Genomic DNA, 11324 nt, shown 5'->3' on the forward strand with positions numbered 1-11324 from the left:
ACCGGCCACGACAGCGGGACGGTGTCCATGCCAAGGTGCGATTCGATCTCGGAAAGCAGGTTCAGCGGCTCTTGAACCTCGCGGTCCAGCTTGTTGACGAAGGTGATGATGGGGGTGTTGCGTGCCCGGCAGACTTGAAGCAGGCGTATTGTCTGCGGCTCGACACCGTTGGCGGCGTCCAGCACCATCAATGCCGCGTCCACGGCTGTCAGCACCCGGTAGGTGTCTTCCGAAAAGTCCTGGTGGCCGGGGGTGTCAAGCAGGTTGATCACACAATCGCGGTATTCCATCTGCATTACCGACGAAGCCACCGAGATGCCGCGTTGCTTTTCAATTTCCATCCAGTCTGACGAGGCGTGGCGACTGGCCTTGCGAGCCTTGACGCTGCCGGCGATTTGAATGGCCCCTGCGAACAGCAGCAGCTTTTCGGTCAGGGTGGTTTTACCCGCGTCGGGGTGGGAGATGATGGCGAAAGTGCGTCGACGGGCGACTTCGTTGGCTATGGTCATCGGGTAGCGTGTTAAGGAGCCCGGCTCAAGCGGGCAGCGTGAAAATTTTACCTGGGTTGATCGGCGCCGGCGCCCCGGGCCGGCCGGCCCGGGGCGCATATAGGAGACTTAGGCGCGTGCCGTGTTGCGTCGCGCACCGGCAGACGAGTTGCCCGAGCGGGCAGGTCTTTCGGAGCGACCCTGGCCCGAACCGCGAGGGCCCCCACGACGGCCGGCTTCACCCGGCGCAGGTTTGCGGGCCTGACCTTGCGGCCGGGCATGGCCGCTGCTGCGACGTGGCGGACGGGCCTCACGTTCGTCGTCGGCAAATGCTTCGGCGCTACCGGCAGGCGGTGTCCAGCCTTCGATGGTCTTGCGATCGATGGTGCGCTTGATGAGTTTTTCGATGGCGTTCAGATACTTGATCTCGGTACGGTCCACCAGCGACAAGGCGGTGCCTTCGCTGCCGGCACGTCCGGTGCGCCCGATGCGATGTACGTAGTCTTCAGGCACGTTGGGCAGTTCGAAGTTGACAACGTTGGGAAGCTGATCAATGTCGATGCCGCGTGCGGCGATATCGGTGGCCACCAGTACGGCCACTTTACCGTCCTTGAAGCCGCTCAGTGCGCGGGTGCGTGCTGCCTGGCTTTTGTTGCCGTGGATGGCGGCGGCGGTCAGGCCGTCTTTGACCAGCTTTTCGGCCAGGCGGTTGGCGCCGTGCTTGGTGCGAGTAAATACCAGTACCTGGTGCCAGCCGCTTTCACGGATGATGTGGCTGAGCAGGTCGCGTTTGTGGGCCTGCTCCGTCATGATCAGGCTTTGTGTCACGAGTTCTGAAGCGGTGTTGCGACGGGCCACGGAGATTTCGGCGGGGTTGTCGAGCACACCACGGGCGAGCTCCCGGATTTCATCCGAGAACGTGGCCGAGAAGAGCAGGTTCTGACGCTTCTTGGGCAGCAAGGCAAGCACCCGGCGGATGTCGCGAATAAAGCCCATGTCGAGCATGCGGTCGGCCTCGTCCAGCACCAGAATCTCGACACCCGACAGGTCAACGGTTTTTTGCTGGGCGTGGTCAAGCAGGCGGCCGGGCGTCGCCACCAGGATGTCGACAGGCTTGCGCAGCGCATTGATCTGAGGATTGATATTGACGCCGCCAAACATGACCATCGAGCGCACGGGCGTGTGCTTCCCATAGGTGCGTACCGATTCTTCGACCTGTGCGGCCAGTTCGCGAGTAGGGGTCAGGATCAGGCAGCGGGGGCGACCGGGCCTGGCCTGTTGAAGCGGCGCTTCAATCAGGCGATTAAGTATGGGCAGGGTGAAGCCGGCCGTCTTGCCGGTGCCGGTTTGCGCGGCTGCCAGCAAGTCGCCGCCTTTCATGACCTGAGGTATGGCCTGCGCCTGAATGGGGGTGGGCGTGGTGTAGCCGGTCTCGGCGATGGCACGCAAAAGGGGTTCGGCCAGCCCGAGGGCGGCAAAAGGGATTTGGGTATTCAAGAAAACAACTCCAGCGACAGCCTATCGCTCGAGTCGAGAGACACCAATCTAGGCGGACGGATAGTAAAGAGGCCGATGCGGCCGAATTGGCAAGGCAAAGAAAATGCTTGCTGCTGCGTACTGATTGGTTGCACGCGAATCCGCTATTGTACTGTACTAAACTTCGGATTACTGATTTACACTTTGATCTACCGAATCACTTTGGGCTTTGCGTCATATGAAACGACTCTTGCTTTTGCTTTTGGCGCCGGTCATGGCGATGATTCTTTCAGGCTGTGGATACAACGAGATCCAGCGCCTCGACGAACAGGTGAAGGCGGCCTGGTCGCAAACCCTTAACCAATACGAACGCCGTGCCGAGCTTGTGCCCAAGCTGGTCAACTCGGTTAATGCCTACATGGCCCAAGAGCGTACGGTGCTTACCGAAGTAACCGAGGCGCGTGCCCGAGTAGGCAATATACAAATCAACGTCGACGACCTGGACAACCCCGAACTGATGGCCCGGTTTGCACAAGCGCAAGACCAGCTTTCTTCGGCGCTGTCGCGGTTGCTGGCGGTCTCTGAAAATTATCCGCAGTTGAAAAGCGACGGCCTTTTCCAGGATCTGATGACTCAGCTTGAAGGCACCGAAAACCGTATTGCCACCGAGCGCGGGCGCTATGTGCAGGCGGTGCAGGCGTATAACACGTATATACGCCAGTTCCCGACGCTGATCACGGCCAAGGTCTTTGGGTATGACCCGATTCAGAACTATGGGGTCGAGCGGCAGGCCGATATTATGCGCGACCCAGAGGTCAAGTTCGACGTGCCGGCCCGGGCCGGCAATTAAGGGGCGCGGCCATGTCCGCATATCTTGCCGCCCCGACACGCACAGGCCGTATATCACCAAGGCGGTGGCTTGCGGCGGGCACTTGGTGGCTGGCCTGTGTCTTTGTCTGGTTGCTGTCGGCCGGTTCTGTTTTTGCGCAAGAGCAGCCCATACCAGCGCTGCAGCAGCGCATCACTGACACCACCGGCACACTCGATGCCGAAACCCAGGCCAGGCTTACCCAGACGCTGGCCGGGCTTGAGCAACGCAAGGGTGCCCAGATCGCGGTGCTGATGATCCCTACCACTGGTGACGAAGACATTGCGCAATACGCTGTGCGCGCCTTCGAACAATGGAAGCTGGGCCGTGCAGACGTTGACGACGGCATATTGTTCCTCGTCGCCAAAGATGATCGCCGCCTTCGTATCGAGGTCGGCTACGGGCTTGAAGGGGCGGTGCCCGACCTGCTTGCAGGCCGCATTATCCGCGAGCAGGTGGCGCCGCGCTTTCAGCAGGGCGATTTTGCGGGCGGGGTTGAGGCGGGCGTAAACAGCCTGGTCGGACTGGTCGACGGCGAGGACCTGCCGCCCGCAACTGAGGCGGCCGGCCAGGAAAACAACGACATCTTCGCCACCATTGTCGTACTGCTGTTTCTGGCCCTCATGATGCCCCCGGTCCTGTCGGTACTGGCGGTGGGGGTGTTCACGTATTTTCTATTCGACAGTGTGGTGGCTGCGGTCCTGGGTGGCATGGCAGCGTTGCTTCTTAGCTTGGCGGGCCGATCTTGGGTGGGCCGTGGCAGCGGTGCCAGCGCTTCGCGCCGGGGCGGCGCCATTGGCACCATGGGTGGTATTTCCGCGGGGCGCGGCCATCACGGCGGCTTCGGCGGGGGCGGATTCGGGGGCGGCGGCTTCGGCGGAGGCGGGGGTTCCAGTGGCGGCGGCGGCGCCTCGGGTAGCTGGTAGCCGGCAATACCACGCGTCTGCAAGCGCTAACTACAGGAGATGGATGTGGGTTTACACAGCGGCGGCTGGCGGCAGCTGACAGGGTGGGCAACGATCGAAGGACAGATCCTGCGCAGACGGCACTTCACCCCCGCCATACTCGAACGCATCGCCCAGCGCATCAGCGAATGCGAGCGTACGCACAGTGGTGAGCTTATGCTGGCTATCGAGGCGGTGTCGCCGGCGCACGAGCCCGACAGCCATGCCCGCGCACTCGAGGTTTTCGGCAAACTGCGCGTGTGGGACACCCCGCTCAACACCGGGGTGCTCTTGTACCTGGCACTTGATCGGCATCGCATCGAGCTGATCGCCGACCGAGGCATTGCCGCGCCTCCTGAGCAATGGCAAAAGGTAAGCCTGAGCCTGCAGCAGCAACTGGCCGAAGGCAGGTATCTTGACGGGATTTTTGCCGCCGTGGAGGACATCGAGCAAATTTGCGCCCGGCATTGCCCCCCGCAAGACGCCACGAGCAATGTCAACGAGTTGTCCGACAAGCCCGTTCTACTTTGAGCACGAAGCGGCCGCAGCCAGTCGCATTGCCAACAGCCGTGCAAGCTCATCGCCTGCTTGACGCACGGTCGTCGTGACACCCTGCTCGGCCAGATCGGTAGTGCGCAGGCCTTCGTAGCCGCAGGGGTTGATATCCAAAAAAGGGCGTAGATCCATATCTACGTTCAGCGCTGCGCCGTGGTAGGCGCAGCCGTTGCGCACCTTGATGCCCAGGGCGGCGATCTTGGCCAGTTCCGTGCCGTCGGGTTCCGTTTTTACAGGAACATAAACACCCGGAGCATTGGGCTTTCGGCAGGCGCCGTGCAAGCCATAGTGGCCCAGCAGGTCGATAATGACGTCTTCAAGCAGGGCGACGTATTCTTTTACATACAAGCCTGCGCGGCGCAGATCGAACAGACAGTAGGCCACCACCTGGCCGGGGCCATGATAGGTGACCTGGCCGCCACGATTGGAACGCACAATGGGAATCGACCCGCTGTTAAGAATATGTTCGGGCTTGCCTGCCTGCCCCAGCGTGTAAACCGGTTCATGCTCAACCAGCCAGATCTCGTCTGATGAGTCGGCGCCTCGTTTTTCGGTGTACTGCTGCATGGCTTGCCACACGGGCAGGTATGGTGCAGGCCCTGGCAACCATTTCACGACGATCATTACAGCACTACCGACACCAGGGGGTGGCCGTGCAGAGCGCGGTATAGATCGTCGAGCTGCTCGCGCGAGGTGGCCTGCACGGTGAAGGTCAGCCCAATATAGTTGCCGCGCGAACTGGGGCGCATTTCGACCGTGGCGGCATTAAAGCCGGGGTCGAAAATCAATACGACTTCGGTTAGCTGCTGGGCCAGCTCGGGGTGGCTTTTTCCCATGACCTTGATGGGAAACTGGCAGGGGTACTCGATAAGAGAGTCTTCGGGTGGAATGGGGGGTGGGGTGGTGACCATGGCGATGTGTTCAACCCAATATCTGATCGTAAGCGGAGCGTAGCGCAGCATAAATCGGGCCGGGCTTGCCGGAACCCACAGGCCTGCCGTTGTACTGGACCACAGGAAGCACCTCTTTGGTGGCCGAGCTGAGCATGATTTCGTCCGCTTGCGCGACTTCGTCTTGCGAAATTTTGCGAGCCTCGAAGGCAATGCCTTTTTGGGCGGCCAGTTGCTCTAGAAACCGGTAACGTACGCCTTCAAGTATGAGGTTATTCAAAGGGGGTGCCAACAGTACGCCGTTGCGCACCACCCAGACGTTGCACGATGCCCCTTCTGTCAGGAAGCCGTCGCGAAACTGCACGACTTCGTCGACGCCCGCTTCGACCGCTTGTTGTTTGGCCAGCACATTGCCCAACAACGAGATCGACTTGATCTCGCAGCGCAGCCAGCGAACGTCGGGTACCGAAATGGCGGTAAGCCCCTGCTCGCGCTGCTGTGCGCTGGGAGGCGTGAACGGCGAGGCCATGCAGAACACGGTGGGCGTGGGTGCTTCTGGAAAAGCGTGATCGCGCTTTGCGGGGCCCCGGGTAACCTGCAGGTAAATGGTGAAGTAGGCATGCGCGGTGCGCGCCGCCATTTCTGTCACCAAGGCACGCCAATCGTCGCGGCTGAACCCCGGGTCTATGCCGATGGAGGCCAGGCTGCGTTCAAGCCGGCCCAGGTGTTCGTCCATGCGAAACGGTTTGCCTTTGTAAAAAGGCACGACCTCGTATATGCCGTCGCCAAAGATGAAGCCGCGATCGAGCACGGAAATTTTGGCGTCGGCCAAACGCAAGTATTGACCATTCAGGTAGACGACGCAGTCGCCGTCGACGTCGGAAATCATGTGGTGAGCCCTGGGCGCAAGTGCAATGCTGATAAAGGTAAGGGGTGTGTCGTGATGGGCCGTTTTATTGCAGCATGAGACGAACTTTGTCGTACATGCGGCCAAAGAAACCTGCCTGTGCCACGTCGCTCATGACTGCCAAAGGCTCTTGGCGCAATACTTTGCCGTCGAGCGACAGTGACACTTCGCCTACCTCGCTGCCCTTGGTCAATGGTGCAATCAGCGGCTGGGTGTAACGGGCGATGGGTTTGACTTCGGGCCCCTTGCCGCGCGGCACGGTGACCCAGATGGGTGTGGTCTGGCCCAGATCAACGGTTTCTTTTTCGCCTTCCCAGACGCGGGCCTGCACCGCAGGCTGGCCTTGATCATAGAGTTTGATGGTGTCGAAGTTCTGGTAGCTCCAGTTCAGCAGCTTCAGGCTGGCTTCGGTGCGCGCGGCATCGTTTTGGGCGCCGACCAGTACCGACACAACCCGACGGCCGTCGCGCAGTGCGGTTGAAACCAGGCAGTAGCCGGCAGACGACGTGTGTCCCGTTTTGAGACCGTCTACGGTAGGATCGGCCCACAGCAAGCGGTTGCGGTTAGGCTGCTTGATCTTGTTGTAGGTAAATTCTTTTTGGCTGTAGTAATGCAAAAACTCGGGAAAATCGTTGACCAGATTGGCGGCCAGCGTGGCCAGATCGCGAACCGTGGTGATGTGCTGAGGGTCGGGCAGGCCCGGCGAGTTGGTGTAGTGGGTGTCGGCCAGACCCTGGCGCTGCGCTTCTTCGTTCATCAGCGCCACAAAGGCGGCTTCGCTGCCGGCAACGGCTTCGGCAAGGGCCACAGTGGCGTCATTGCCCGACTGTACGATGACGCCTTGCAGCAATTGGTCGACCGTGACGCGCGAATTGACGTCGATGAACATGCGCGAACCTTCGGTGCGCCAGGCCTTTTCCGAGACATTGACCTCTTGATCGAGCGACAGTCGCCCGCCTTTAATGGCGTCGAATACGACGTAGGCCGCCATGATCTTGGTCAGCGATGCGGGCTCGACCCGTTCGGCCGGGTTGTTGGCCCCTATTACCTGACCGCTGTTGACGTCTAGCGTCAGCCAGGCCTTGGCCGGCACGGCGGGGGCAGGTATGGTGGACAGCTCGGCGACCGAACCAATAACGACCTCTGATGCCGAAGCCGGCCCGGTGGTGGCCGGCGTGGCGTTTGTCTGGGCGCTTGCCAGGGCTGGAGCGCAAGCCAGTGCGACGCTTAGGATCAGTTGTCGGGAATATGTCGCCAGGGGTCGTGTATAGAAGCGTGTCATTGATAGCCGTGTAAAAAAACAATATTCAGTACGGAGTGCGCGTCGCGCACCATTATAGGCAGCCGGCCTGCTGCGGCGTCCGGAATTCAACGCTTAAAGCAGGGCCAGCCTTTGCTGCACCAACTGTCGAAGTGTCAGCAGCTTGCCATGAAAAAAATGTGAGGCGTCTGGAATGACCACCATGGGTAGTTCGTGTTGCCGAGCGAAATCCATGGCTTCATCCAGCGGCACGACCTCGTCGGTTTCGCCATGTACAAGCAGCGTGTCGTCCGGCAATGCAATGTCAAGAAAGGTGAACCGCTGGGCGGCCGTGCCGGTAAGTATCAAGGCTTGGGGGCGTGAGCCCGTAAGGCTTGAATACAACTGCGCGGCCACCGCCGTGCCAAACGAGAAGCCGCCCAGTACCCACGGGCCCGAGGCGATCTCAGGATAGCGCTGTTCGAATTGCTTGACCAGTTCAAGCATGTCGGCGGTTTCGCCCTTTGCATTGTCGAACTGGCCGTTTGACGCGCCTACGCCGCGAAAGTTCGGGCGCACAGCCAACAGGCCGTGCTGCACGCAACTACGTGAGATGGTGGTAACTACTTTGTTGTCGCGAGCGCCGCCATGCAGGGGGTGCGGATGCAGGACCAGCGCCCAGCCTCGGGGAGTGTCGCTTGGCCAGTCGAGGGCGCAGTCGATGTCGCCGGCCAGACCGGTGAATGTGGTGTGTTCGGTGCGTGCGGACATGGATGGAAAAGAAAATGGTGAATGGGAATATTGTAGACGTTCACTACAATACGCCTGGTGGCCGCTGGACGGCACCCGGAGCACCGTCTTGGAATCAACATTTACTTTCTCTGCGCAGTCCTTGCCCCCGCCGCTGTCTTTGGCAGGGCGACTGCGTGCCGCCTTGCCCGGCTTTCGTCACGTCGATTGGGTTGAGCGCACCGGCTCGACCAATGCCGATCTGCTCGAGCTGGCGCGTTCTGACGTTCAACCCGCGCGACCGTGGCTGCTGGGTGCGCATTTGCAGGACAATGGGCGGGGCCGGGCGGGACGCACCTGGCAAAATCGCACCGGTGCCAATTTAATGTTCTCGTGCGCCTTCGACGTGTTCCTGCCTGCACAGCGGCTGGCTGCGGTTTCGCCGCTTGTGGGCGTGGCCACATGCGAAGCCTTGCGCGGCCTGCTTGAGCCGGCCAACCGGCCGTTGCTGACGCTTAAATGGCCTAATGATCTGCAATGGAAGTTTTCTAAACTGGCCGGCATACTTGTTGAGGCCACGCGGTCCGGTGCGGCCAGGTCGTCGGCCGATCACCACGTGGTCATCGTGGGGCTGGGGCTTAACTTACAAGATGCACGGGCCCTGAGCGTGTCGCTGAATCGGACGGTGGCCGACTGGGCCGAGGTTGCGGCATGCGATGAACAAGCGCAGCATGCCGACTCGGCCACCCTTGTCTTGCACATTGTTCGTGCCTGGTCCGAGGCCATGGCCGGTCTGGTGCGCGACGGCCTAAGCGGCTTCCCGGCCCGCTATGCCGGGGTCGATCATTTGCTGGGCCGGCACCTTGATGTCGTGGATCAGGGGCATATTCTGTACTCGGGCATTGCTTGCGGCGTTAACGAGCAAGGCCAGTTGCTGGTCAACACCAGCCCCGAGGTGGTGCCTGTTTCGGTAGGCGAGGTTTCGGTGCGCCCCTGGCCGGCCGACAGCCTTTCAAAGGTGAAGGCGCCATGATCCTTCTCATCGATGCGGGCAATACGCGGATCAAGTTCGATCGCTTGCTGGAAGACGGCACGCGGGCTGCAAGCGGCTGCGCCTTTACCCTTGCCGAACTGGATGTGGCCAGACAATGGCTGCGGGGCTTGCCCCAGCGCCCCACACGTGCCCTGGGCGTCAATGTGGCGGGGGCGTCTGCGGCCACCGCCCTGGAAGCCGTGGTTGGCTGCGCTATCGACTGGTTGCAGGCCGGCCGATCGGCTTTGGGCGTACGCAACGGCTACCTTGACCCGGCGCAGTTGGGGACCGACCGCTGGGCCGCCATGGTGGGCCTGGCCTGGCACGAACGCTTGCGAACGCAAGCTGAAGCCGCGGCGCCCTGCGGCGCATTGCTGGCAATATTTGGCACCGCCACTACTATCGACACCCTTTGGCCGGCTCAGGGGCTTGCTGCCCAGGGCGATGCCGGTGAACCGACCGTTTTTGATTTTAGAGGCGGTTTGATTCTGCCGGGGCCGGCCATGATGTTGGCCTCGCTGTCGACAGGCACGGCCAATTTGCCGCAAGCCCAGGGCGACATCGCCCTTTACCCGACCCACACGCACCAGGCCATCGTTACCGGCATGGCCGCGGCGCAGGCAGGGGCGTTGCTGCGTCAGTGGATGGCTGCGTCAGACGACGATGCGACACCGCCCGAAGTGTATGTTTCGGGTGGGGGCTGGCCCATGGTGCAGGCCGAGGTTCAGCGGTTGCTGAACCAAGCCTTTTGCAGCCAGGGCCTGGCTGCCAGGCCGGTTCGCCTGCTGGACGCCCCGGTTCTCGACGGCCTGGCATGCCTGGCGCGCAACGCTTTAAACTGACGGCAGCAATACAAGGGGTATGGTCATGCGCTTATTGGTTTTACTGATTATGGTCGTGAACTTGGGCCTGTTTGCCTTTGGTCAGGGGTACTTCGGCGTTCCGCCCAGCGAGGCGGGCCGTTCTGCGATCAAACTGCCGCCGATTAATTCCGATACGGTACGCCTGGGTGAGCCTACGCTTAACGCCCAGCACCTGCGGTAACCGCCTGCAAAGCAGCGGCATGCCCCGGTTACAATCCCGTAGCGCTTTTTCTAGAACGTCAGGAACTCATGAAACCTATTCGTAAAGCTGTGTTTCCCGTCGCGGGCATGGGCACGCGGTTTTTGCCGGCCACCAAGGCCATGCCCAAAGAAATGCTGCCGATTTTTGACAAGCCGCTCATTCAGTATGCGGTCGAGGAAGCCATTGCGGCGGGCGTAACCGACCTTATTTTCATCACGGGCCGCAACAAGCGCGCCATCGAAGACCACTTTGACAGCGCCCCCGAACTTGAGGCCGATCTGGCCGCCAAAAATAAGACCGAGCTGCTGGAAACGGTACGTAATGTCATACCGTCTTACGTTAACTGCATCTATACCCGCCAGCCTGCGCCGCTGGGCTTGGGGCACGCGGTTTTGTGTGCTGCGCCCATCGTGGGTAACGAGCCTTTCGTGGTTATTTTGGCCGACGACCTGATCGATGCAGAGGTTCCTGTTACTCGACAACTGGTCGAGGCGGCGCATCAGCAAAACGGTAGCGTGCTGGGTATCAATAATGTTGACCGCAGCCAAACCAATAAGTACGGCATTATCGCCGGCACGCGCATCAACGACAAAACCACGCGGGTCGAAAGCATCGTCGAAAAGCCGCAGCCCGAGGAAGCCCCCACTACGTTGGCCGTGGTGGGGCGTTACGTGCTTGAGCCCGAAATTTTTGAGTTCCTGCGCCAGACTCAGGCCGGAGTCGGCGGCGAGATTCAATTGACGGACGGCATCGCGGGCTTGCTCAAGAACCGTGGCGTATACGGGTACGAATACGAAGGCACCCGATACGACTGCGGAAGCAAAGAAGGCTTTTATCGGGCCACGCTAGAACTGGGGCGTAAATATCACGGCATGTAACGCACGGCGGCGCCATGCACACTAGGGGGCGTGGCGTCGGTGGGCGGCCAGTTCGTTCAGGCCTATCAGCACGCGTTCCACCGCGCCTGCGTGCTGCTTGACCCAGTAGGCACCGGCTTCGCCCATTTTGCTTAGCCGTTGCGGGTCGTCAAGCAAATGCAAGGCCAATTGCAGGGCACTGTCGGCATCGGGTGCGCGCAAGGCGGCACCTTCTTGTATTGCATCGGCAGCGGCCTGCTCGAAAAGATCGG

The 11324-nt window shown here is 60.9% G+C and carries 14 protein-coding genes and 1 pseudogene; 7 read left to right on the top strand and 8 right to left on the bottom strand.

Annotated elements, in window-relative coordinates:
• Nucleotides 1-509, bottom strand: a 509-nt coding sequence (locus VL003_RS00535) for a GTP-binding protein (RefSeq protein ID WP_325438506.1), incomplete at its 3' end; no start/stop codon positions are given.
• A 108-nt stretch (nt 510-617) separates the two neighbouring features.
• On the bottom strand, nt 618-1985 hold the full coding sequence (locus VL003_RS00540; RefSeq protein ID WP_325438508.1) for a DEAD/DEAH box helicase: 1368 nt from the start codon (nt 1983-1985) through the stop codon (nt 618-620).
• A gap of 217 nt (nt 1986-2202) precedes the next feature.
• Here VL003_RS00540 and VL003_RS00545 point away from each other — a divergent pair, with 217 nt between their 5' ends.
• The 3 genes from VL003_RS00545 to VL003_RS00555 are packed head-to-tail and all read left to right on the top strand — an operon-like array spanning nt 2203 to nt 4307.
• Nucleotides 2203-2814, top strand: coding sequence for a LemA family protein (locus VL003_RS00545; RefSeq protein ID WP_325438510.1), 612 nt, complete (start codon nt 2203-2205; stop codon nt 2812-2814).
• An 11-nt stretch (nt 2815-2825) separates the two neighbouring features.
• Nucleotides 2826-3758, top strand: coding sequence for a TPM domain-containing protein (locus VL003_RS00550; RefSeq protein WP_325438512.1), 933 nt, complete (start codon nt 2826-2828; stop codon nt 3756-3758).
• 45 nt (nt 3759-3803) lie between these two features.
• A complete protein-coding gene (locus tag VL003_RS00555) occupies nt 3804-4307 on the top strand; it encodes a TPM domain-containing protein (RefSeq protein ID WP_325438514.1) in 504 nt (167 codons plus the stop codon).
• On the opposite strand, the gene lipB is transcribed toward VL003_RS00555, so the two are convergent.
• The 5 genes from lipB to VL003_RS00580 form a co-directional block, all read right to left on the bottom strand.
• Entirely contained in the window at nt 4299-4955 is a 657-nt protein-coding gene (gene lipB / locus VL003_RS00560) for a lipoyl(octanoyl) transferase LipB (protein ID WP_325438516.1), read from the bottom strand. The two genes, VL003_RS00555 and lipB, sit on opposite strands and share 9 nt — an antisense overlap.
• Nucleotides 4955-5242 (bottom strand): DUF493 family protein, encoded by a 288-nt coding sequence (locus tag VL003_RS00565; RefSeq protein WP_325438518.1) that lies wholly within the window; start codon nt 5240-5242, stop codon nt 4955-4957. Before VL003_RS00565 ends, lipB begins: the two co-directional genes overlap by 1 nt.
• A gap of 10 nt (nt 5243-5252) precedes the next feature.
• The gene (locus VL003_RS00570; RefSeq protein WP_325438520.1) at nt 5253-6110 is read right to left on the bottom strand and encodes a D-amino acid aminotransferase; all 858 of its coding nucleotides are present in this window, start codon (nt 6108-6110) and stop codon (nt 5253-5255) included.
• A 64-nt stretch (nt 6111-6174) separates the two neighbouring features.
• Nucleotides 6175-7410 (bottom strand): D-alanyl-D-alanine carboxypeptidase family protein, encoded by a 1236-nt coding sequence (locus tag VL003_RS00575; protein ID WP_325438522.1) that lies wholly within the window; start codon nt 7408-7410, stop codon nt 6175-6177.
• Nucleotides 7411-7503: 93 nt separating this feature from the next.
• Nucleotides 7504-8139: an alpha/beta hydrolase gene (locus VL003_RS00580; RefSeq protein ID WP_325438524.1), complete on the bottom strand. Its 636-nt coding sequence runs from the start codon at nt 8137-8139 to the stop codon at nt 7504-7506.
• An 88-nt stretch (nt 8140-8227) separates the two neighbouring features.
• Here VL003_RS00580 and VL003_RS00585 point away from each other — a divergent pair, with 88 nt between their 5' ends.
• From VL003_RS00585 to galU, 4 genes are all read left to right on the top strand, one after another.
• Nucleotides 8228-9130, top strand: coding sequence for a biotin--[acetyl-CoA-carboxylase] ligase (locus VL003_RS00585; protein WP_325438526.1), 903 nt, complete (start codon nt 8228-8230; stop codon nt 9128-9130).
• Nucleotides 9127-9972: a type III pantothenate kinase gene (locus tag VL003_RS00590; protein WP_325438528.1), complete on the top strand. Its 846-nt coding sequence runs from the start codon at nt 9127-9129 to the stop codon at nt 9970-9972. The genes VL003_RS00585 and VL003_RS00590 overlap by 4 nt, the downstream gene beginning before the upstream one ends.
• A gap of 25 nt (nt 9973-9997) precedes the next feature.
• Nucleotides 9998-10174 carry a hypothetical protein gene (locus VL003_RS00595; protein WP_325438530.1) on the top strand — a complete coding sequence of 59 codons (177 nt, stop codon included), beginning with the start codon at nt 9998-10000 and terminating at the stop codon, nt 10172-10174.
• A gap of 68 nt (nt 10175-10242) precedes the next feature.
• Complete coding sequence (gene galU, locus VL003_RS00600; RefSeq protein WP_325438532.1) at nt 10243-11073, top strand: UTP--glucose-1-phosphate uridylyltransferase GalU; 831 nt, start codon at nt 10243-10245, stop codon at nt 11071-11073.
• Between the two features lie 21 nt (nt 11074-11094).
• On the opposite strand, the pseudogene VL003_RS00605 reads toward galU, so the two are convergent.
• Nucleotides 11095-11324 (bottom strand): annotated as a pseudogene (locus tag VL003_RS00605) (3-deoxy-D-manno-octulosonic acid transferase); the annotation flags it as partial.

This window comes from Pusillimonas sp. (assembly GCF_035515275.1).
In the GTDB taxonomy this organism is placed as follows: domain Bacteria; phylum Pseudomonadota; class Gammaproteobacteria; order Burkholderiales; family Burkholderiaceae_B; genus Pusillimonas.

Coding starts and splice junctions, on each gene's coding strand:
- VL003_RS00545 (WP_325438510.1), top strand. CDS start 2,203: ATGAAACGACTCTTGCTTTTGCTTTTGGCGCCGGTCATGGCGATGATT.
- VL003_RS00550 (WP_325438512.1), top strand. CDS start 2,826: ATGTCCGCATATCTTGCCGCCCCGACACGCACAGGCCGTATATCACCA.
- lipB (WP_325438516.1), bottom strand. CDS start 4,955: ATGATCGTCGTGAAATGGTTGCCAGGGCCTGCACCATACCTGCCCGTG.
- VL003_RS00565 (WP_325438518.1), bottom strand. CDS start 5,242: ATGGTCACCACCCCACCCCCCATTCCACCCGAAGACTCTCTTATCGAG.
- VL003_RS00570 (WP_325438520.1), bottom strand. CDS start 6,110: ATGATTTCCGACGTCGACGGCGACTGCGTCGTCTACCTGAATGGTCAA.
- VL003_RS00575 (WP_325438522.1), bottom strand. CDS start 7,410: ATGACACGCTTCTATACACGACCCCTGGCGACATATTCCCGACAACTG.
- VL003_RS00580 (WP_325438524.1), bottom strand. CDS start 8,139: ATGTCCGCACGCACCGAACACACCACATTCACCGGTCTGGCCGGCGAC.
- VL003_RS00590 (WP_325438528.1), top strand. CDS start 9,127: ATGATCCTTCTCATCGATGCGGGCAATACGCGGATCAAGTTCGATCGC.
- VL003_RS00595 (WP_325438530.1), top strand. CDS start 9,998: ATGCGCTTATTGGTTTTACTGATTATGGTCGTGAACTTGGGCCTGTTT.
- galU (WP_325438532.1), top strand. CDS start 10,243: ATGAAACCTATTCGTAAAGCTGTGTTTCCCGTCGCGGGCATGGGCACG.